This is a genomic window from Bacillus sp. SJZ110 (genome assembly GCF_006715455.1).
In the GTDB taxonomy this organism is placed as follows: Bacteria; Bacillota; Bacilli; order Bacillales; family Bacillaceae; genus Bacillus; species Bacillus subtilis.
In genome coordinates this window covers 921,530-942,070 of record NZ_VFNF01000001.1, presented here as the reverse complement: position 1 = coordinate 942,070, position 20,541 = coordinate 921,530, and the positions used below count along the sequence as shown (strand labels likewise).

The following is a 20,541-nucleotide window of genomic DNA, read 5'->3' as shown; positions in this document are numbered from 1 at the left end:
TAGATGATATGAACGTTTCATACTTTTGCTTTCTCAATCACTTTCTTTCTGAGATAAACTACCTTTATTTTATCGGATTTATGGCTCATTTTGTAAGGTTTTGCTTCAAAATCAGTTATTTAGGAATTTATCGCACAAAAAAACAGCCTTCTCCATTGGAGAAGGCTGTTTTCTTCTTATGCGAACAGCTTATCAATAAATGTAATATCCTCTTGAGAAAGCGTCACGTCGGCTGTTTTGATGTTATCAATCAGCTGATCGGCACGTTTTGCTCCCGGGATTAAAATATCAATTTCCGGTCTTGCTAAATACCAGGCCAATACGATGTGAGGGATATCCACGTTGTGTTTTTCGGCAATCGGCGCAAGCTTGTTGACCTTTCTGATATTTTCTTTGAAACGCTCGCCCTTGAAGTGTTCCTGTTCGTTTCGCAGGTCGCCTTCTGGGAACGTTGTATCTTCTGTATACTTTCCTGCCAATAAACCTGATACGAGAGGGAAGTAAGGGATAAATGAAATATTATGCTCCTTTGTATACGGGAAGAATGTTTTTTCCGCTTCACGGTTTAACAGGTTGTATTCGCCTTGCAATACATCTACCAAACCGTCTTTGTTTGCTTCTTTCAATTGCTCTAAAGAGAAGTTGGATACACCGATGGAGCGGATTTTTCCGGCTTTCTTCATCTCATTCAGCGCGTTAACGGCTTCATCCTTAGGCGTATGTTCGTCAGGGAAGTGAATGTAGAACAAATCGATATAATCGGTATTCAAGCGCTTCAGGCTTTCATCAACTGATTTTTTAAGAAATTCTGGTGAATTATCAAAGACAAAATCATTGCCTTGTTTTCTGTGAGCGGCTTTTGTCGCGATGACAACATCTTCACGGTTGAATTCACGCAGCACTTCACCAATTAATTCTTCGGAACGGCCGATCCCGTAAATGTAAGCGGTGTCTAGCATTGTCACGCCATTACGGATCGCCTCGCGCACCAATTCTTTTCCGGTTTCTTCATTTAGGTTCGGGTAGAGGTTATGTCCTCCGACAGCATTTGTTCCTAATCCGATAGGGAATACCTGCAAGTCTGATTTTCCGAGCTTCGCTTTTTTCATGATCTGCCTCCTAGAATAAAATGGATGATAGACTCTCAACACTATTGTAAACGTTAGGCCAGATGAATGCCGATTTGATGCTCATTGCAGTACTGCGTGTACTCGTCGTCTAATGGCTGAGAGGTCACAATGCAATGCAGCCTGTCAAACGGCGCATATGTCAGAAGCGTTGATTTTCCGAATTTAGAATGGTCAGCCAATAGATACACTTCTTTTGCTTTTTCCGAAATCCTCTTTTTAATTTCATACTCCAGCAGATCCGAGTTGGTCAATCCGTGTGTCAGCGTCGTTCCGGTAGCGGACATAAAGGCTTTGTTGATATTGTACTTATCAAGCATAGCCGGGTCGTCCATGCCGACAAAGGAGCGGGTTTTTCTCTTATAGTTGTTTCCGATAATGATTAAGTCGATATTCTTCAAAGCTGACGCCGCATTGATAATGTCTAAACTGTTGGTTAAGATGGTGACATTTTTGGCTGGATCAAGCGTATCAAGAATAGATTTTGTCGTCGTTCCTGAATCAATGAAGACCAAATCGTGATCTTCAATAAATCGAGAAGCATAATGGGCGATTTTTGTTTTTTCATCCTGGTGCTGAATGGTGCGATTTTCAAAAGGAACTAATGCGGTTTTTTCAATAGATGTTACGCCGCCGTATACTTTTTCAATCGCACCCTTTTCTGTAAGCTTGTTGATATCACGTCTGACTGTGTTTTTGGAGACATTGAACACCTGGCACAGCTCATCTAAGGAAACAGTGCCATGCGATAAAATGTACTCCTCCATTTCCTGAATCCGCATCAGTTTCATATTAAAAACTCCTTCTTGAATCTTTACGTAACATAAATATATAATAAAAACCAAAAGTTAATCAATAGTTGCTTAAAAAATGATAACATCGGTGTATATCTTTTGCAAGGTTCGACGGGCTTCTCTTACCTCTCTTACTTGATTAAAAGATTAATATAATAAAAATAATGAAAAAATTTAGTGTTTATGATTGACTTATGGGTATTATGCGATTAGAATATAACCAAGAAATGACCAAAAAGTAACCTGTTGTGCATGAAATGGTTGCTTGTATGTAAATATGCATCCGTCATTTATTTTTTTGGTTTTTTTGAAAGCGTTTAATTCTTGGCTTGCTGAAAAGTGGATATTGATATGAATCTATCCGGAACCATCCATACAAGTGTATGTGTTTACTAATGAAGGAGGCAATAAGAATGGCAGAAATCAGAAAATTAAAAAACTACATCAACGGTGAATGGGTTGAAAGCAAAACAGATCAATATGAAGATGTCGTCAATCCGGCGACGAAAGAAGTACTATGCCAAGTGCCGATTTCTACAAAAGAGGATATTGATTACGCAGCGCAAACAGCTGCTGAAGCATTTAAAACATGGTCAAAGGTGGCGGTTCCGCGCCGTGCCAGAATTCTATTTAACTTCCAGCAGCTGCTGTCCCAGCATAGAGAAGAACTTGCTCATCTAATTACCATTGAAAACGGAAAAAACACGAAAGAAGCTTTAGGTGAAGTGGGACGCGGGATTGAAAACGTAGAGTTCGCCGCTGGAGCACCTTCCCTGATGATGGGTGACTCACTTGCTTCCATCGCAACGGACGTTGAAGCGGCGAACTACCGTTACCCAATCGGAGTTGTCGGCGGAATCGCGCCATTCAACTTCCCGATGATGGTTCCTTGCTGGATGTTCCCGATGGCGATCGCGCTCGGCAACACATTTATTTTAAAGCCATCTGAGCGGACTCCGCTGTTAACAGAGAAATTGGTTGAGCTTTTTGAAAAAGCGGGCCTTCCGAAAGGGGTGTTCAACGTCGTATACGGTGCGCATGACGTTGTGAACGGCATCCTTGAGCATCCCGAAATTAAAGCAATTTCATTTGTAGGCTCCAAGCCAGTAGGCGAATACGTCTACAAAAAAGGAAGCGAAAACTTAAAACGCGTTCAATCTCTGACTGGCGCGAAAAACCATACGATTGTCTTGAACGATGCGAATCTTGAAGACACGGTCACAAACATCGTTGGAGCTGCCTTCGGTTCTGCCGGTGAACGCTGCATGGCTTGTGCGGTTGTGACAGTTGAAGAAGGAATCGCCGATGAATTTATGGCGAAGCTGCAGGAAAAAGTGGCGGACATTAAAATCGGTAACGGCCTTGATGACGGCGTGTTCTTAGGACCGGTGATTCGCGAAGACAACAAGAAGCGCACGCTCAGCTATATCGAAAAAGGTCTTGAAGAAGGTGCCAGACTCGTATGTGACGGACGTGAAAATGTGTCAGACGACGGCTACTTTGTCGGCCCGACGATCTTTGACAATGTCACAACAGAGATGACGATCTGGAAAGATGAAATTTTCGCTCCGGTCTTATCTGTCATTCGTGTGAAAAACCTGAAAGAAGCGATTGAAATCGCCAATAAGTCTGAGTTTGCGAACGGCGCCTGCTTGTTCACATCCAACTCAAACGCAATCCGCTACTTCCGTGAAAACATTGATGCGGGAATGCTAGGAATCAACCTTGGTGTGCCGGCTCCAATGGCGTTCTTCCCATTCTCAGGCTGGAAATCTTCATTCTTTGGAACGCTGCATGCGAACGGAAAAGACAGCGTCGACTTCTATACACGTAAAAAAGTGGTAACGGCAAGATATCCGGCACCTGATTTCAACTAAACGACGAACAGCCGAACGGCGTCCATGTGCGCTGTTCGGACTCATTCTGCCAATAGAAAGAGGAGGGCTTCACTATGAGTTATTTGTTGCGTAAGCCGCAGTCGCATGAAGTATCTAATGGGGTCAAACTCGTGCACGAAGTAACGACATCCAACTCTGATCTCACTTATGTAGAGTTTAAAGTGTTAGATCTTGCATCAGGTTCAAGCTATACAGAAGAATTGAAAAAACAAGAAATCTGTATTGTGGCGGTAACGGGAAAAATTACAGTGACAGATCATGAGTCGACTTTTGAGAATATCGGCACGCGTGAAAGCGTATTTGAACGAAAACCGACAGACAGCGTCTATATGTCAAATGACCGTGCATTTGAGATCACAGCGGTCAGCGACGCAAGAGTGGCGCTTTGCTATTCTCCATCGGAAAAGCAGCTTCCGACAAAGCTGATCAAAGCGGAAGACAACGGAATTGAGCATCGCGGGCAATTTTCAAACAAACGTACTGTTCATAACATTCTTCCGGATTCAGACCCTTCAGCTAACAGTCTATTAGTAGTTGAAGTCTATACAGACAGCGGCAACTGGTCCAGCTACCCGCCTCACAAACATGATCAAGACAACTTGCCGGAAGAATCTTTCTTAGAAGAAACGTACTACCATGAGTTAGACCCGGGGCAGGGCTTTGTATTTCAGCGCGTATACACAGATGACCGTTCTATTGACGAGACAATGACTGTGGAAAATGAAAACGTTGTCATCGTTCCTGCGGGATACCACCCGGTAGGCGTTCCGGACGGATACACATCCTACTATTTAAATGTCATGGCAGGGCCGACGCGAAAATGGAAGTTTCATAACGACCCGGCGCATGAGTGGATTTTAGAACGCTAACAAGTGAGGAGTGGCTGTTTACGATGAAGTATACATTCAATGAAGAGAAGGCTTTTGACATTATTGCCATCGGCCGGGCATGTATTGACCTGAACGCAGTGGAATACAACCGCCCAATGGAAGAGACGATGACATTTTCCAAATACGTCGGCGGTTCACCTGCGAATATCGCGATCGGCAGCGCGAAGCTTGGCTTAAAAGCGGGCTTCATCGGCAAAATTCCGGATGACCAGCATGGAAGATTCATAGAGTCCTATATGAGAAAGACCGGCGTTGATACAACACAGATGGTTGTTGATCAAGATGGACACAAAGCAGGCCTTGCATTTACAGAAATCCTCAGCCCTGAAGAATGCAGCATTTTAATGTATCGCGATGATGTGGCGGATCTTTATCTTGAGCCTTCAGAGGTAAGCGAGGACTATATCGCAAATGCGAAAATGCTGCTTGTTTCCGGGACAGCGCTCGCCAAAAGCCCGTCACGGGAAGCGGTATTAAAAGCTGTTCAATACGCGAAGAAGCATCAGGTTAAAGTGGTGTTCGAACTGGATTACCGCCCGTATACGTGGCAGTCATCAGATGAAACAGCCGTTTATTATTCTTTGGTTGCCGAGCAGTCTGATATCGTCATCGGCACACGCGATGAATTTGATGTGATGGAAAACCGCACAGGCGGAAGCAATGAAGAATCCGTCAATCATTTATTTGGCCATTCAGCCGACCTCGTTGTCATCAAACACGGCGTCGAAGGCTCTTACGCATACAGCAAATCCGGCGAGGTATTCCGCGCCCAAGCGTACAAGACAAAAGTGCTGAAAACCTTTGGAGCTGGTGACTCCTATGCGTCAGCCTTTATCTATGGCCTTGTCAGCGGAAAAGACATTGAAACGGCATTGAAATACGGCAGTGCTTCAGCTTCCATTGTGGTGAGCAAGCACAGTTCGTCAGAAGCGATGCCGACTGCGGAAGAAATCGTACAGCTTATTGAAGCACAGTCATAATTGAAAAAGATCGAGTAAAGGTGGGATCGTTTGTGGGTAAGAAAATTCGCTTAACAACAGCACAGGCGCTGATTAAATTCTTAAACCAGCAGTACATCCATGTTGATGGAAAGGAAGAGCCTTTTGTCGAAGGGATTTTCACAATTTTCGGTCATGGAAACGTATTAGGGATCGGGCAAGCGCTTGAGCAGGATGCAGGCCATTTGAAAGTCTATCAAGGGAAAAATGAACAAGGAATGGCGCATGCGGCCATGGCGTACAGCAAGCAAATGCTGAGAAGAAAAATATATGCAGTGTCTACATCCGTCGGACCGGGAGCGGCTAACTTGGTGGCGGCAGCCGGCACTGCATTGGCAAACAATATCCCAGTTCTCTTGATTCCGGCAGACACATTTGCGACAAGACAGCCAGACCCTGTACTGCAGCAAATGGAGCAAGAATACAGCGCGGCGATTACGACAAACGATGCATTGAAACCTGTATCGAGATACTGGGACCGCATTACGCGCCCTGAGCAGCTGATGAGCAGTTTGCTGCGCGCGTTTGAAGTCATGACTGATCCGGCAAAAGCAGGTCCGGCAACGATTTGTATTTCTCAGGATGTTGAAGGGGAAGCATACGATTTTGATGAAAGTTTCTTCGTCAAACGGGTTCACTATATTGATCGCATGCAGCCGAGCGAGCGCGAGCTTCAAGGTGCGGCGGAGCTGATTAAATCCAGCAAAAAACCTGTGATTCTCGTCGGCGGAGGCGCAAAATATTCCGGTGCGCGCGATGAATTGGTTGCCATTTCTGAAGCCTATAACATTCCGTTAGTTGAAACGCAGGCAGGAAAGTCTACCGTTGAGGCAGATTTTGCGAACAACCTTGGCGGAATGGGCATCACAGGTACACTTGCGGCAAACAAAGCGGCCCGCCAAGCTGATTTGATTATCGGCATCGGCACAAGGTATACAGATTTTGCGACATCCTCTAAGACCGCTTTTGATTTTGATAAAGCGAAGTTTTTGAACATTAACGTCAGCCGAATGCAGGCGTATAAACTTGATGCATTCCAAGTGGTGGCGGATGCGAAAGTGACGCTTGGCAAACTGCACGGCTTGCTTGAAGGCTATGAGAGCGAGTTCGGCACAACGATCCGGGAGCTGAAGGACGAATGGCTAGCTGAACGCGAGCGTCTCAGCAAAGTGACGTTTAAGCGGGAAGCATTTGATCCGGAAATCAAAAATCACTTTTCTCAAGAGGTCCTGAATGAATATGCTGACGCGTTGAATACGGAGCTTCCGCAAACAACGGCATTGCTGACAATCAACGAGACGATTCCTGAAGACAGCGTCATCATCTGTTCAGCAGGCTCACTCCCAGGAGATTTGCAGCGTCTGTGGCATTCTAATGTTCCGAATACGTATCACCTGGAGTATGGATATTCTTGCATGGGCTATGAAGTGTCCGGGACACTCGGTCTTAAACTGGCCCACCCTGACAGAGAAGTGTATTCAATCGTCGGAGACGGCAGCTTCCTGATGCTTCATTCTGAATTGATCACGGCGATTCAGTACAACAAGAAAATCAATGTGCTGCTCTTTGACAACTCAGGATTCGGATGCATCAACAACCTGCAAATGGATCACGGCAGCGGCAGCTACTATTGCGAGTTCCGCACAGATGACAACCAAATCCTGAATGTCGATTACGCGAAAGTCGCTGAGGGATACGGCGCGAAAACCTACCGCGCAAACACAGTAGAAGAATTAAAAGCGGCGTTAGAGGATGCGAAGAAACAGGATGTATCAACATTAATTGAAATGAAGGTGCTGCCTAAAACAATGACGGACGGCTATGACAGCTGGTGGCATGTCGGGGTGGCAGAGGTATCTAAACAAGAAAGCGTTCAGAAGGCATACGAAGCAAAAGAGAAAAAGCTGGAATCTGCGAAGCAGTATTAGAGGGGAGGCACCAAGATGGGCAAAAATGAAATCCTGTGGGGAATCGCTCCCATTGGGTGGCGGAATGATGACATGCCTGAAATTGGAGCGGGAAATACACTTCAGCATTTGTTAAGTGATATCGTTGTCGCACGTTTTCAAGGCACGGAGGTCGGGGGCTTTTTCCCCGAACCTGCCATCCTGAACAAAGAGCTGAAGCTTCGGAACTTACGCATTGCAGGAAAATGGTTCAGCAGTTTTATTTTGCGTGACGGACTTGGTGAAGCGGCAAAGGCATTTACCCTGCATTGTGAGTATTTGCAGCAAGTAAACGCGGATGTCGCAGTTGTCTCTGAACAAACGTACAGCGTGCAAGGCTTGGAGAAAAACGTGTTCACAGAGAAGCCGCACTTTACGGATGATGAATGGGAGCGGCTTTGCGAAGGGCTGAATCACCTTGGCGAAATTGCCGCTCAGCATGGCTTGAAGCTTGTCTATCATCATCATCTCGGCACTGGTGTCCAAACAGCGGAAGAAGTGGACCGCCTGATGGCAGGAACTGACCCTGCGCATGTACACCTCCTCTATGATACAGGCCATGCGTATATTTCTGACGGCGATTACATGGGGATGCTTGAGAAGCATATCGGCCGCATTAAGCATGTGCACTTTAAGGATGCCCGCCTGAATGTCATGGAACAATGCAGGCTCGAAGGACAATCGTTCCGGCAATCATTTTTAAAAGGCATGTTTACGGTTCCCGGTGACGGCTGCATTGACTTTAGAGAAGTATATCAGCTGCTGTTGAAGCACAGTTATTCCGGATGGATTGTCATTGAAGCTGAACAAGACCCCGATGTTGCAAACCCGCTGGAGTATGCATTGATTGCGAGAAACTATATTGATCAGCAGTTGTTGGATCTGGCTTAATGGGGAATAAACATATGGGCAATACCAATGGAGATTCAGCCTTCAATAAACGGACAATCGCGGCAGCATTGGCCAACTATATTGATGCCGGTTCAATTGTGGCAGGCTCCGCCGGTTTATCATTATGGGTCAGTTACCTTAAGCTATCCGATACGCAAATCGGGCTGCTCGGCGCGCTGAGCGCAAATGCGATTTCTGCCGCTGTCGGTGCGCTGCTTGGCGGGTTTCTGGCTGATAAAGTCGGACGGAAGGCTGTTTATACCAATAGTATGCTGGTTTATGCACTAGGGATTTGTTTGGTCTTGTTCGGGGTTAATTTCCCCATGTTGTTAAGCGGTTACATCATTATCGGTTTATCAGTAGGAGCTGACATAACCGCGTCATGGACCATTATTGCGGAAAATGCGCCAAAGAAGAATCGGGCCAGGCATTGCGGCGTAGCACAAGTCGCTTGGGCCGCGGGCGCTGTCGTTGTACTGCTACTCTCCGTACTGGCCGGTGACTTGGGACTCCTGGGAAATAAAATTGTATTTGCCCACCTGCTTGTGATTGCGCTGATTACGTACATCCTGAGAATCGGGCTTCCGGAATCAGACGCCTGGCAGACAAAAAATCAGCCGGAGGATGCTCAGGCAGAGAAGCCGGCTGTACTGAATAAGACATCGTATTTTGATTTGCTCAAGCCTATGTATCTAAAAAGCATACTGTTTTTGATGGGTGTGTACTTGGTTTGGAACTTAGCCGCCGGGGTCATGGGCTTCTTTATGCCATACATTTATCAGCAGGTCGGCGGTGTATCTGCCAACATGGCCAATCTTTTGCAAATGGGGCTGTTTATCTTCACAGGATTGGGGGTCGCTTTGATCTTCATGCCCTTTGCCGACAAATATAGAAAAACCGTATTTGGAATCGCCGCTTTCATGGCGGTGATCGGGTGGACACTGTTTCTGCTGCCAGTTGAAGGCCTGCCGATTCTGCTCCTGTTTATTGTCGTGATCGGCATCAATAACGGAGCAGGGCAGCAAGCGAACTATCAGTTATGGGCCAGTGAAATCTTTCCTACGCAATATCGTGCTTCCGCACAAGGACTGATGTTTTTCCTTGTCCGTATTTCAATAGGGATTTGGAGTCTGTTTGTCCCAATGATTATCACCAATTTCGGCATTGGAACGATGGCTGCAATTCTTCTCGGATGTGTGACGGCCAGTATGATCATCGGGCTGCTCTTTGCGCCGAATACGTCTGGCAAGTCGCTTGAACAAATTCAAGAGGAACTCTACGGGTCTCCTCAGAGCCAAGTAAAGCAAGGAACAGAAAGCAAAATCATGTAACCAACAGAAGGAGTGGCTGTCAATGAGTTTACGTATTGGCGTAATTGGAACTGGAGCAATCGGAAAAGAACATATTAACCGCATCACGAACAAGCTGTCCGGCGCAGAAATTGTAGCTGTAACGGATGTTAATCAAGAAGCTGCACAAAAGGTCGTTGAGCAATACCAATTAAACGCGACGGTTTATCCGAATGATGACAGCTTGCTTGCAGACGAAAATGTAGACGCTGTCTTAGTGACAAGCTGGGGGCCTGCGCATGAGTCAAGCGTGCTGAAAGCGATTAAAGCCCAGAAATATGTGTTCTGTGAAAAACCGCTCGCGACAACGGCTGAAGGATGCATGCGCATCGTCGAAGAAGAAATCAAAGTGGGCAAACGCCTTGTTCAAGTCGGCTTTATGCGCCGTTATGACAGCGGTTACGTACAGCTGAAAGAAGCGCTCGAAAATCATGTCATCGGCGAGCCTCTTATGATTCACTGCGCGCACCGCAACCCGACTGTAGGAGATAACTATACAACGGATATGGCTGTAGTCGACACGCTTGTTCATGAAATTGACGTGCTCCACTGGCTCGTCAATGATGACTACGAGTCCGTTCAAGTCATCTACCCGAAAAAATCGAAAAACGCGCTGCCGCATTTAAAAGATCCGCAAATCGTCGTAATTGAAACAAAAGGCGGTATCGTCATCAATGCTGAAATCTATGTGAACTGTAAATACGGCTATGACATTCAATGCGAAATCGTCGGAGAAGACGGCATCATCAAGCTTCCCGAGCCATCAAGCATCAGCTTGAGAAAAGAAGGCAGATTCAGCACTGATATTTTGATGGATTGGCAGAGACGCTTTGTCGCTGCGTATGATGTGGAAATCCAAGACTTTATTGATTCGATTCAAAAGAAAGGCGAGGTCAGCGGACCGACGGCATGGGACGGCTATATTGCTGCTGTCACGACTGACGCGTGTGTAAAAGCCCAGGAATCTGGACAAAAAGAAAAGGTTGAATTGAAGGAAAAACCGGAATTCTATCAATCTTTTACAACAGTTCAAAACTAAAAAACAGAGGAGTGAAAATATGAAGTTAGCATTGGATCCATCCATGTATCGTGATGATTTAACTTTAGAGGAAACGGTCTATAAAACGGCGGAGCTTGGCTATGAATATATCGAATTGTCTCCGCGTGAGGATTTTTGCCCGTTTTATAAATATCCGAAAGTCGATTCAGCAAAGATCAAACAATTAAAGCGCCTTTTAAGAGATACAGGTGTTAAGCTTTCATCGCTTCTTCCTCTTTACCACTGGGCGGGTCCTGATGAAGACCGCCGGCAGGCAGCGGTGCGCAATTGGAAACGGGCAATCGAAATTGCGGTTGAACTTGAAGTGGATTTGATGAACAGCGAATTCAGCGGTTCAAAATATGATCCTTTAACAAGTGAAGAAAAATTTATCAAATCCATGGATGAGCTTCTGCCAGTCTTTGAAAAAGAAGGTATTAAACTTAATCTTCAAGCCCACCCATACGATTTTATCGAAACGCACAAAGGTGCGATGGATATGATCCGCGCGCTTGACAAGGATTGGATCAATCTTGTCTACTCGACTGCGCATACGTTCTTCTATGATGACGGCAAAGGCGACATCGAGACCATGTTTGACGAAGCCGGCGACCGCCTCACACATGTTTTATTTGCAGATACCTATAATCATAAAGCGGCTCATGGTCTTCGCTATATCGTCAATCCGCCTGACGCGAAAGTAACGGTTCACCAGCATTTGGACATTGGTCAAGGCGAGGTTGATTTTGATACGATTTTCAGAAAACTGAGAGAGATGAAGTTCGACGGAATTGCGACGAATGCCGTATTTGCTTGGGTCGATGAAAGAGCGGATGAATCAAGCCGATTTATGCTTAAGAAAATGAAAGAAGAATTAGGTCTGGCATAAGCTGAGCATGGAGTTCGGCGGGATATGGCGACAGCCTGCCTGCCGAACTCCCTTCATATCTAAAACGCAGATGGGGGAGTCTGGTATGAAACTTTGTTTTAATGAAGCGACAACATTGGAAAACTCAAACCTTAAACAGGATTTAGAACTATGCGAAAAGCACGGCTATGATTATATTGAAATCCGCACAATGGATAAGCTGCCGGAGTACTTAAAAGATCATTCATTGGCAGATCTTGCGGAATATTTTCAAACCCACCACATCCAACCGCTTGCCTTAAACGCGCTTGTTTTCTTCAACAACCGTGATGAAAAGGGCCACAACGAGATCATCACTGAATTTAAAGGCATGATGGAAACATGCAAAACCCTCGGTGTGAAATATGTGGTGGCCGTTCCGCTTGTGACAGAGCAGAAGATTGTAAAAGAAGAGATCAAAAAGAGCAGTGTAGACGTGCTGACTGAGCTGTCAGATATCGCGGAGCCGTACGGCGTAAAAATCGCACTTGAATTTGTCGGCCATCCGCAATGTACGGTCAATACGTTTGAACAGGCGTATGAGATCGTAAACACAGTTAACCGTGACAATGTCGGGCTTGTCCTTGACAGTTTTCACTTCCATGCAATGGGTTCAAATATTGAGAGCTTAAAGCAGGCGGACGGAAAGAAAATCTTCATCTATCATATTGATGATACAGAAGATTTCCCAATCGGCTTTTTAACAGATGAGGATCGTGTATGGCCGGGACAAGGGGCAATTGACTTAGATGCCCACTTATCAGCACTGAAGGAAATCGGCTTCTCTGATGTTGTATCGGTTGAGCTCTTCCGGCCTGAATACTATAAGCTGACTGCTGAGGAAGCCATTCAAACAGCGAAAAAAACAACAGTGGACGTCGTATCAAAATACTTCAACATGTAATGGATAAAGGAGGGGTGGACATGGCTTTTGTATCGATGAAAGAGCTTCTTGAAGATGCAAAGCGGGAGCAATATGCAATTGGCCAGTTTAATATCAACGGCCTGCAATGGACGAAGGCGATTTTGCAGGCGGCGCAAAAGGAGCAATCACCGGTCATCGCCGCGGCTTCTGATCGCCTGGTCGACTATTTAGGCGGATTTAAAACGATTGCCGCCATGGTAGGGGCGTTAATAGAGGACATGGCAATTACCGTTCCGGTCGTGCTTCATCTCGATCACGGCAGCAGTGCGGAACGCTGCAGACAGGCCATTGATGCCGGATTCAGCTCAGTGATGATTGACGGCTCCCATCAGCCGATTGACGAGAATATCGCAATGACAAAAGAAGTCACCGATTATGCCGCAAAACACGGCGTATCAGTAGAAGCCGAAGTCGGCACGGTCGGCGGAATGGAAGACGGGCTGGTCGGCGGGGTCTGCTATGCCGATATCACGGAATGTGAGCGGATCGTCAAAGAAACCAATATCGACGCGCTGGCCGCCGCCCTCGGCTCTGTACACGGCAAATATCAGGGTGAGCCGAATCTCGGATTTAAGGAAATGGAGGCTATCTCCCGCATGACTGATATTCCCCTCGTTCTTCACGGGGCATCCGGGATTCCGCAGGATCAGATCAAAAAAGCCATCACGCTCGGCCACGCGAAGATCAATATCAATACGGAATGTATGGTAGCGTGGACAGACGAAACACGCCGCATGTTCCAGGAAAACAGCGATCTGTACGAACCGCGCGGCTATTTGACACCCGGCATTGAAGCCGTGGAAGAGACAGTGCGAAGGAAAATGAGAGAGTTCGGATCAGCCGGTAAAGCAGCTAAGCAGCAGGTCGGCTAAAGAGACCAGAAACCGCCGAGATGGCGGTTTTTTTGTGCGGTGTTGCGTCCATACGCCCAAAACGATTATGATGATGGCAGCAGTGTAAGAAACGGGAGTGGTTCAGTTTGAATAAAATCATGATTGTGGAAGACAGTGAAGACATTCGCGGACTATTGCAGAATTACCTTGAAAAATACGGATATCAAACAGTGGTCGCCGCGGATTTTACAGCTGTTCTTGATGTCTTTTTGCGGGAAAAGCCCGATGTGGTGCTGCTTGATATCAATTTGCCGGCATATGACGGATATTATTGGTGCCGGCAGATCCGCCAGCACTCCACAAGCCCGATCATCTTTATTTCTGCCAGAAGCGGGGAAATGGATCAGGTGATGGCGATTGAAAATGGGGGAGACGATTATATCGAAAAACCGTTTTCTTATGATATTGTGCTGGCGAAAATCAAAAGCCAGATCCGGAGGGCGTACGGGGAGTACGCCGCAAAGCAGGGAGAGAAAGTGGTTGAATATGCTGGCGTTCAGCTCTTTGTGGAACGGTTTGAACTGCGTTTTCAGGATGAAAAAAGCGAGCTTTCTAAAAAAGAAAGCAAGCTTTTGGAAGTGCTGCTTGAGCGGGGAGAAAAGGTGACGAGTCGGGACCGTCTCATGGAAAAGACGTGGGACACCGACATATTCATCGATGATAATACACTTAACGTGTATATCACGCGGCTCAGAAAAAAACTGCGGGAGCTGAATGCGCCTGTTTCTATTGAAGCGGTGCGGGGCGAAGGCTACCAGCTGAGGGCGCAGTCATGAAGCTGTTTCTCCGGTCTCATGCAGTGCTGATTCTGCTTTTTCTCCTTCAAGGGCTGTTTGTCTTCTTTTATTACTGGTTTGCGGGTCTTCATTCTTTTTCTCACTTGTTTTACATATTGGGCGTGCAGCTTCTTATTTTGGCGGGCTATCTTGCCTATCGCTGGTACAAAGACCGCGGCGTGTATTATTGGCTCAGCTCGGGGCAGGAAGGGACGGATATCCCGTATCTCGGTTCTTCAGTGTTCTGTTCAGAGCTGTATGAAAAGCAGATGGAGCTGATCCGGCTGCAGCACCAGAAGCTCCATGAGACCGAAGCCAAGCTGGACGCGCGGGTGACGTATATGAATCAATGGGTGCACCAAGTAAAGACGCCGCTGTCGGTCATTAATTTAATCATTCAAGAAGAGGATGAGCCCGTTTTTGAACAAATCAAAAAAGAAGTCCGGCAGATTGAATTCGGGCTGGAGACGCTTCTTTATTCTTCAAGGCTCGACCTGTTTGAAAGGGATTTTAAAATTGAAGCGGTTTCCCTGTCCGAGCTTCTCCAATCAGTTATTCAAAGCTATAAACGATTTTTTATTCAATATCGCGTTTATCCGAAAATGAACGTTTGCGATGATCATCAGATTTACACCGATGCCAAATGGCTCAAATTTGCGATCGGCCAAGTGGTCACAAATGCGGTCAAGTATTCAGCGGGCAAGAGTGACAGACTTGAGCTGAATGTCTTCCGCGATGAAGACAGGACGGTGCTTGAAGTCAAAGATTACGGTGTCGGGATTCCCTCGCAAGACATCAAGCGGGTGTTTGACCCTTATTACACCGGGGAAAACGGGCGGCGTTTCCAAGAATCTACGGGAATCGGCCTCCATCTCGTCAAAGAAATTACAGGTAAGCTCAATCATACGGTGGACATCAGCTCGTCTCCCGGTGAAGGGACGTCAGTTCGATTTTCATTTCTTACAAAAATGTAAGGCTGCGTTAAGAAAACAACATAGCCCGCTTTGTTTCCCCTTGATAACATGGATTTATGTCAAGGGGATTTTTATGTTGAACGTCCCGGCACTACATGAAAGCAGCCCAGATCAACAAGAATAAAACCATAAGGAGGATTTTCATGGCGAATATGCTTGAAGTCAAACATATAAATAAAACCTATAAAGGACAAGTATCCTATCAAGCCTTAAAGCAAATTTCATTTTCAATAGAAGAAGGCGAGTTCACGGCGGTGATGGGGCCGTCCGGGTCCGGAAAAACAACGCTTTTGAATATCATTTCAACGATTGACCGTCCAGATTCAGGCGATATCCTGATTCACGGAGAAAACCCGCATCGCCTGAAGCGGACAAAGCTCGCTCATTTCCGCCGCAAGAAGCTCGGATTTGTGTTTCAGGATTTCAACCTTCTGGACACGCTGACGATCGGTGAAAATATCATGCTGCCGTTAACGCTTGAAAAAGAAGCGCCGTCTGCCATGGAAGAAAAACTGCAAGGCATCGCGGCAAAGCTCGGAATCGAAAACCTGCTCAACAAACGGACGTTTGAAGTATCCGGAGGACAGCGCCAGCGTGCCGCCATCGCAAGAGCGGTCATTCATAAGCCGTCACTCATCCTGGCTGATGAACCGACGGGCAACCTTGACTCCAAAGCGTCAAAAGACGTCATGGAAACGATGCAGAGCCTGAATCAGGATGATCATGTCACGGCTTTGATGGTGACCCACGATCCTGTTGCGGCAAGCTATTGCCGTCGCGTCATCTTTATAAAAGACGGCGAACTGTTTAATGAGATTTACCGCGGGGAAAACCGCCAAGTATTTTATGAACAAATTCTCGATGTGCTGTCTATGCTGGGGGGAAACGCAAATGACCTTTCTTCAGTTCGCTTATAATAACGTCACGAGAAACAAAAGGGCCTATCTTGCATTCTTTTTAAGCAGCGCCTTTTCCGTTTTAATTTTCTTTACCTTTGCGATGTTCCTGTTTCATCCGGCATTAAAGGAAGGCTACCTGAATAACATCGCCAAAAAAGGCTTAACCGCTGCGGAATGGATGATCTTTGTTTTTTCTTTCTTATTTGTTCTGTATTCGGTTAACGCATTTTTGAAATCGAGAAATAAAGAATTCGGCATCCTGCTCATGCAGGGCATCACGCCGGGGCAGCTGAGAAAGCTCATTACTGCGGAAAATATGATCATCGGCGTCATGTCAATTGCAGCCGGCATTATCGGAGGATTCATTTTTTCAAAGACGTTCTTTACGGTTGGCGCTTATATTTTAGAAATGGACGCGCTGCCTTTGTATATGCCTTGGAAAGCGCTCGGTATTACGGCCGGTGGATTTCTGCTCTTATTTTTCCTTTTATCGCAGTTTACGATCCTTTTTGTCAGATCAAATACGGTTATCAAATTAATAAAGGGCACTGACAAGATTAAGCCGGAGCCTAAGCCGTCCGTGCTTCTGTCCTTATTCGGCATCGCCTGTCTGTGCGGCGGGTACGGCATGGTCCTTAAAGGCAATGTCCACGGGGCCGAACCGTTTATCATTTTACTGCTCACCGTCATCGGAACATATTTCTTTTTCAGCCAAAGCAGCATTTGGATTCTGCGCGCGCTGAAGAAGTGGAAAACCTTTTATCTGCGCGGGAAAAACGTCATTTGGGTTTCTGACCTTGTCTATCGTTTAAAAGACAACGCCCGCCTGTTCTTTATTGTCAGCATTATTTCCGCGGTTGCGTTTACTGCGACAGGCGTGCTCGCGATGTACAAATCGACCGTCGGGGCGGAAGAGTCCGCTTATGAAATGGAGTATTTATCTTACAGCAACAATCCAAAAGAACAGACTCATTTGAAAGATATTGACCATGAACTGAAAACACACGGCTTTACGTATAAGAAAGACAAAATAGATGTTTCCTATGTTCGCTATCAGGAAGGAGAAACTGTTCCCCCTGTTTACATGATCAGTGAATCGGATGCGGCAAAATACTTCCATGTCAAAGTGAACGGCCTGAAAGAAGACGAGGCTGTCTATTTCCCGGGAACGTATGACCGCAATTTCAAAAACGAAGCGCCGGATCAGCTGAAGCTGCTGAACCAAAAAGGGGAGCTGTCTGATCAAAAACTGTCGGTAAAAGAAGTCAAAAAACCGCTGATCTCATTGAATGCCATCATCGCAGTGAATGATCAAACCTTTGATCAGCTGAAATCACTCGGTGATCAAGCGTCATTATACGGCTACAGCTATGATCATTGGAAAGACAGTCTTGAGATCAGCCAATCCTTGCAAAATGAGATTTACGGCAATTATATCGACGTGCATTCTGATTTTGCTTCAAAAGCCGGGACTTACTATGATACGGTGCAGCTGCCGAGCCTGAGTTTATTTATCGGCCTGTTTATCGCAATTGTATTCTTTGTCGCGGCAGCAAGTTTCTTATATTTCAGGCTGTTCACTGATTTAGATGAAGACCGGGAGCGCTACCGTTCACTGGCCAAAATCGGCCTGAGTGAGCGTGAAATGGCACAAAGCGTGACAATACAATTGGCGATTCTTTTCTTCTTTCCATTTGTCATTGCCGTCATGCATACACTGTTTGCTTTGAGAACATTGGCTGTGGAAGGCTATTCTGATGTCGCGGGGCCGCTCAGTCTCACCATCGGAGGGTTTTTCATTTTTCAGCTTCTATTCTTCCTCGCGGTGCGGTCAAGCTATTTGAAAAAAATGAACAAGTAAGGGGAGTGCAAAGATGAAAAAAGCAATGGCAATCCTGGCCGTCTTGGCGGCTGCTGCCGTAATATGCGGGCTTCTCTTTTTTCATAACGATGTTACAGACAGATTTAATCCGTTTATTCACCAGCAAGATGTCTATGTTCAGATTGATCGAGATGGCAGACATCTTAGTCCGGGCGGTACTGAATATACATTAGACGGATATAATGCATCCGGGAAAAAAGAAGAAGTGACCTTTTTCGCCGGCAAAGAGCTTCGGAAGAACGCGTATTTGAAGGTGAAGGCGAAAGGAAAGTATGTCGAGACTTGGGAAGAAGTCAAGTTTGAAAATATGCCGGACTCCGTACAATCAAAATTAAAGTGAATCATAAAAAACGGCACAGCGTCATGACTGTGCCGTTTTTTTATTTTTTATTTTCTTCGGCCCGTTTGATCAGCATGTCGGTGATGATATCCACCTGTTTGCTGACAGAAATCGGGTCGTACGGGTAGAACGTGTCAAAGTCATTGATAAACACGCGATTATGTTTAACAGCGTCAAGATTTTTCCAAATAGAGGAATGCTCCAGCTTGTCGAGTGTTTTGCTTTCGCCTTTCGGGTTGTAATCCGTAATGAACATATAGTCTGCGGCATACTCAGGAATAACCTCTTGAGAGAGCTGTTTCATCTCTCCTTTTTTGATGACATCTTGCTCAATTTTTTCAGGCGCTTTTAACCCAAGTGCATTGTATACAGCTTGGCCGCCGCGTCCGCCATTGTCATTGAACACCCAGAATTCGCCCTTGTCTGTGTTTTCATAAATGCCGAAGGTCGCATCTTTGTCGATGACGCCGGCAATTTTCTTCTTAGCTGCTTCCGCTTTTTTGTTAAAGTCAGCCATAAAGGATTTTGCTTTGTCTTTCGCTCCGGCGATTTCTCCGAACATGCTGACTGTGTCTTCTACGTTTTTCGCTGTGTTATAAGGTATGACAACAGTCGGAGCGATTTTCTTTAATTTATCAACATTCTCTTCATTCATGACAACAATTAAGTCAGGCTGAAGCTCCATCACTTTTTCAACGCTGATTGGATCACCAACATCCTTCACATTTTTCAGCTTTGATTTTAAAAACGGATTATCAAATGACCATGAGCCTGAGCCGACCACATTGGCCCCGACAGACAGCAATTCACCGGCATAAAAATCAGTGACGATGCGTTTCGGATGTGCAGGAATGTTGACGTTCCCTTTTGGTGATTTGTATGTTCTCATTTCTGTTTTTTCGGAAGCAGAATCGCTTGAGCTCCCTTTAGAAGCCGTGCCGCTGCAAGCGCTGACAAACATGAGAAGCAGCACAAGCATGCCCACGAGCAATATGTTCTTTTTCATCAAGAACCCTCCCACTATGTATCTCAATAGATTAGTAATGATTATCATTATCAATTAATAATATAGCAAGAAACCTGTTCCCCGTCTATCACTATTTTTAAGGGAGAAAGTTTTTCCCGTTTATGGGTGACGCGGTATGCCTAATCGATTATTATAGGTAAATAGGAGGAGAAAAATATGGGAATTACAAAAAGAGGTTCCGCTTGGGAATGGCTGCATAGCTGGTGGATGCTGTTTATTTTCATGCCTTTTGCCATTACCAGTTTTTTTGCCTTTTTATTTATTGGCATCAAGGTTAGAAATAGAAAGTGGATCATGTACGGCATCATTTATTTTTTCATTTTTGCGTTTGGTTTTGTATTGCCCGATCTGCCCGGTGTTTTTATTGTGGTCCCGTTATGGGCGGTGACCATTATTCATGGATTTAAAGTGCGCCCGCTGTATTTGATTCAGCTGGATGTCTACAAAGATCATGTGGAGGCGCGGGCTTTTGCCGAGGCAAGAAGTGAAGCCGAGAGCAGATTTCATGCACCGAAACAGTCTATTCAGGATATACATATTCGCAAAGAACAGTAAGAAAAAAAGCTCAACACTCGCATTGTGTTGAGCTTTTTATATGTTACTGCTGATAGGATTGCTGCTGAAATGGCGTGTTTTGGCCGAATGGAAGTGTAGACACATTCGTATTCATGACGCTGGATTGTCCAGTAAGTTCCTGTTGCATTTGGTTGCACATGTTGACAACCTGCTGGCACTTTTGAATCGCCATGTCATGCCCGTGCAGTGCTTGCTGAATGGTATGTGCAGCTTGTTGTTCGTGGTTTAGAATCTGCTGCAGCATTTGGATGTTTTGCTGTTCCTGATGAAGCATGTGGCGATATTGCTGGCTGCTTTGCTGTGTTTGCTGAATGAGCTGCTGAGCAGTCTGGCGGCATTGATTCAGCTGCTGCAAGCCGTGTTGTGTATTATGCATGAATGATCCCTCCATGTATCGATTGACGTGAGTC

General features: G+C 45.8%; 20 protein-coding genes. 16 read left to right on the top strand and 4 right to left on the bottom strand.

Annotated elements, in window-relative coordinates; genetic code table 11:
- Positions 1-176 precede the first annotated feature (176 nt).
- Positions 177-1,109 carry an aldo/keto reductase gene (locus tag FB592_RS04715; protein WP_141949328.1) on the bottom strand — a complete coding sequence of 311 codons (933 nt, stop codon included), beginning with the start codon at positions 1,107-1,109 and terminating at the stop codon, positions 177-179.
- A gap of 53 nt (positions 1,110-1,162) precedes the next feature.
- Positions 1,163-1,918, bottom strand: a complete 756-nt coding sequence (iolR, locus tag FB592_RS04710; protein ID WP_141949327.1) for a myo-inositol utilization transcriptional regulator IolR — start codon at positions 1,916-1,918, stop codon at positions 1,163-1,165.
- A gap of 416 nt (positions 1,919-2,334) precedes the next feature.
- Here iolR and iolA point away from each other — a divergent pair, with 416 nt between their 5' ends.
- From iolA to FB592_RS04635, 15 genes are all read left to right on the top strand, one after another.
- The gene (gene iolA, locus FB592_RS04705; RefSeq protein WP_032676940.1) at positions 2,335-3,798 is read left to right on the top strand and encodes a methylmalonate-semialdehyde dehydrogenase; all 1,464 of its coding nucleotides are present in this window, start codon (positions 2,335-2,337) and stop codon (positions 3,796-3,798) included.
- Positions 3,799-3,872: 74 nt separating this feature from the next.
- The gene (iolB, locus tag FB592_RS04700) at positions 3,873-4,688 is read left to right on the top strand and encodes a 5-deoxy-glucuronate isomerase (protein ID WP_014478486.1); all 816 of its coding nucleotides are present in this window, start codon (positions 3,873-3,875) and stop codon (positions 4,686-4,688) included.
- Positions 4,689-4,711: 23 nt separating this feature from the next.
- Positions 4,712-5,689 (top strand): 5-dehydro-2-deoxygluconokinase, encoded by a 978-nt coding sequence (gene iolC / locus FB592_RS04695; RefSeq protein WP_014478485.1) that lies wholly within the window; start codon positions 4,712-4,714, stop codon positions 5,687-5,689.
- Between the two features lie 32 nt (positions 5,690-5,721).
- Complete coding sequence (iolD, locus tag FB592_RS04690; RefSeq protein ID WP_049140861.1) at positions 5,722-7,635, top strand: 3D-(3,5/4)-trihydroxycyclohexane-1,2-dione acylhydrolase (decyclizing); 1,914 nt, start codon at positions 5,722-5,724, stop codon at positions 7,633-7,635.
- A gap of 15 nt (positions 7,636-7,650) precedes the next feature.
- Positions 7,651-8,544 carry a myo-inosose-2 dehydratase gene (gene iolE, locus FB592_RS04685; protein WP_064671727.1) on the top strand — a complete coding sequence of 298 codons (894 nt, stop codon included), beginning with the start codon at positions 7,651-7,653 and terminating at the stop codon, positions 8,542-8,544.
- Positions 8,545-8,558: 14 nt separating this feature from the next.
- Positions 8,559-9,875, top strand: a complete 1,317-nt coding sequence (iolF, locus tag FB592_RS04680) for a myo-inositol transporter IolF (RefSeq protein WP_141949326.1) — start codon at positions 8,559-8,561, stop codon at positions 9,873-9,875.
- Between the two features lie 22 nt (positions 9,876-9,897).
- Positions 9,898-10,932 carry a bifunctional inositol 2-dehydrogenase/D-chiro-inositol 1-dehydrogenase gene (iolG, locus tag FB592_RS04675; protein WP_072175857.1) on the top strand — a complete coding sequence of 345 codons (1,035 nt, stop codon included), beginning with the start codon at positions 9,898-9,900 and terminating at the stop codon, positions 10,930-10,932.
- Positions 10,933-10,951: 19 nt separating this feature from the next.
- Positions 10,952-11,821: a sugar phosphate isomerase/epimerase family protein gene (locus FB592_RS04670; protein ID WP_015250852.1), complete on the top strand. Its 870-nt coding sequence runs from the start codon at positions 10,952-10,954 to the stop codon at positions 11,819-11,821.
- A gap of 85 nt (positions 11,822-11,906) precedes the next feature.
- Positions 11,907-12,743, top strand: coding sequence for a 2-keto-myo-inositol isomerase (gene iolI / locus FB592_RS04665; RefSeq protein ID WP_141949325.1), 837 nt, complete (start codon positions 11,907-11,909; stop codon positions 12,741-12,743).
- 20 nt (positions 12,744-12,763) lie between these two features.
- The gene (gene iolJ / locus FB592_RS04660) at positions 12,764-13,636 is read left to right on the top strand and encodes a 6-phospho-5-dehydro-2-deoxy-D-gluconate aldolase (RefSeq protein ID WP_141949324.1); all 873 of its coding nucleotides are present in this window, start codon (positions 12,764-12,766) and stop codon (positions 13,634-13,636) included.
- Positions 13,637-13,743: 107 nt separating this feature from the next.
- Entirely contained in the window at positions 13,744-14,433 is a 690-nt protein-coding gene (gene yxdJ / locus FB592_RS04655) for a two-component system response regulator YxdJ (RefSeq protein WP_003243527.1), read from the top strand.
- Entirely contained in the window at positions 14,430-15,407 is a 978-nt protein-coding gene (gene yxdK, locus FB592_RS04650; protein ID WP_043940238.1) for a two-component system sensor histidine kinase YxdK, read from the top strand. The genes yxdJ and yxdK overlap by 4 nt, the downstream gene beginning before the upstream one ends.
- Before the next feature lie 143 nt (positions 15,408-15,550).
- On the top strand, positions 15,551-16,324 hold the full coding sequence (gene yxdL / locus FB592_RS04645; RefSeq protein WP_041850316.1) for an ABC transporter ATP-binding protein YxdL: 774 nt from the start codon (positions 15,551-15,553) through the stop codon (positions 16,322-16,324).
- A complete protein-coding gene (yxdM, locus tag FB592_RS04640) occupies positions 16,299-18,167 on the top strand; it encodes an ABC transporter permease YxdM (protein WP_141949323.1) in 1,869 nt (622 codons plus the stop codon). The genes yxdL and yxdM overlap by 26 nt, the downstream gene beginning before the upstream one ends.
- A gap of 13 nt (positions 18,168-18,180) precedes the next feature.
- Entirely contained in the window at positions 18,181-18,528 is a 348-nt protein-coding gene (locus FB592_RS04635; RefSeq protein ID WP_021481023.1) for a YxeA family protein, read from the top strand.
- 40 nt (positions 18,529-18,568) lie between these two features.
- On the opposite strand, the gene FB592_RS04630 is transcribed toward FB592_RS04635, so the two are convergent.
- Entirely contained in the window at positions 18,569-19,534 is a 966-nt protein-coding gene (locus tag FB592_RS04630; RefSeq protein ID WP_021481022.1) for an iron-hydroxamate ABC transporter substrate-binding protein, read from the bottom strand.
- A gap of 177 nt (positions 19,535-19,711) precedes the next feature.
- Here FB592_RS04630 and FB592_RS04625 point away from each other — a divergent pair, with 177 nt between their 5' ends.
- Complete coding sequence (locus FB592_RS04625; protein WP_003227087.1) at positions 19,712-20,110, top strand: hypothetical protein; 399 nt, start codon at positions 19,712-19,714, stop codon at positions 20,108-20,110.
- Between the two features lie 43 nt (positions 20,111-20,153).
- Here the strand turns inward: FB592_RS04625 and FB592_RS04620 are convergent, their stop codons facing one another.
- Positions 20,154-20,507: a hypothetical protein gene (locus FB592_RS04620; RefSeq protein ID WP_043858345.1), complete on the bottom strand. Its 354-nt coding sequence runs from the start codon at positions 20,505-20,507 to the stop codon at positions 20,154-20,156.
- Positions 20,508-20,541 lie beyond the last annotated feature (34 nt).

What these genes read in the sequence shown, in the direction of transcription:
- iolC (WP_014478485.1), top strand. Translation starts at nt 4,712, where the DNA reads ATGAAGTATACATTCAATGAAGAGAAGGCTTTTGACATTATTGCCATC.
- iolJ (WP_141949324.1), top strand. Translation starts at nt 12,764, where the DNA reads ATGGCTTTTGTATCGATGAAAGAGCTTCTTGAAGATGCAAAGCGGGAG.
- iolR (WP_141949327.1), bottom strand. Translation starts at nt 1,918, where the DNA reads ATGAAACTGATGCGGATTCAGGAAATGGAGGAGTACATTTTATCGCAT.
- FB592_RS04630 (WP_021481022.1), bottom strand. Translation starts at nt 19,534, where the DNA reads ATGAAAAAGAACATATTGCTCGTGGGCATGCTTGTGCTGCTTCTCATG.
- iolE (WP_064671727.1), top strand. Translation starts at nt 7,651, where the DNA reads ATGGGCAAAAATGAAATCCTGTGGGGAATCGCTCCCATTGGGTGGCGG.
- yxdM (WP_141949323.1), top strand. Translation starts at nt 16,299, where the DNA reads ATGACCTTTCTTCAGTTCGCTTATAATAACGTCACGAGAAACAAAAGG.
- yxdK (WP_043940238.1), top strand. Translation starts at nt 14,430, where the DNA reads ATGAAGCTGTTTCTCCGGTCTCATGCAGTGCTGATTCTGCTTTTTCTC.
- yxdL (WP_041850316.1), top strand. Translation starts at nt 15,551, where the DNA reads ATGGCGAATATGCTTGAAGTCAAACATATAAATAAAACCTATAAAGGA.
- iolB (WP_014478486.1), top strand. Translation starts at nt 3,873, where the DNA reads ATGAGTTATTTGTTGCGTAAGCCGCAGTCGCATGAAGTATCTAATGGG.
- iolA (WP_032676940.1), top strand. Translation starts at nt 2,335, where the DNA reads ATGGCAGAAATCAGAAAATTAAAAAACTACATCAACGGTGAATGGGTT.
- iolI (WP_141949325.1), top strand. Translation starts at nt 11,907, where the DNA reads ATGAAACTTTGTTTTAATGAAGCGACAACATTGGAAAACTCAAACCTT.
- FB592_RS04670 (WP_015250852.1), top strand. Translation starts at nt 10,952, where the DNA reads ATGAAGTTAGCATTGGATCCATCCATGTATCGTGATGATTTAACTTTA.
- iolF (WP_141949326.1), top strand. Translation starts at nt 8,559, where the DNA reads ATGGGCAATACCAATGGAGATTCAGCCTTCAATAAACGGACAATCGCG.
- FB592_RS04715 (WP_141949328.1), bottom strand. Translation starts at nt 1,109, where the DNA reads ATGAAAAAAGCGAAGCTCGGAAAATCAGACTTGCAGGTATTCCCTATC.
- FB592_RS04635 (WP_021481023.1), top strand. Translation starts at nt 18,181, where the DNA reads ATGAAAAAAGCAATGGCAATCCTGGCCGTCTTGGCGGCTGCTGCCGTA.
- iolG (WP_072175857.1), top strand. Translation starts at nt 9,898, where the DNA reads ATGAGTTTACGTATTGGCGTAATTGGAACTGGAGCAATCGGAAAAGAA.
- FB592_RS04620 (WP_043858345.1), bottom strand. Translation starts at nt 20,507, where the DNA reads ATGCATAATACACAACACGGCTTGCAGCAGCTGAATCAATGCCGCCAG.
- FB592_RS04625 (WP_003227087.1), top strand. Translation starts at nt 19,712, where the DNA reads ATGGGAATTACAAAAAGAGGTTCCGCTTGGGAATGGCTGCATAGCTGG.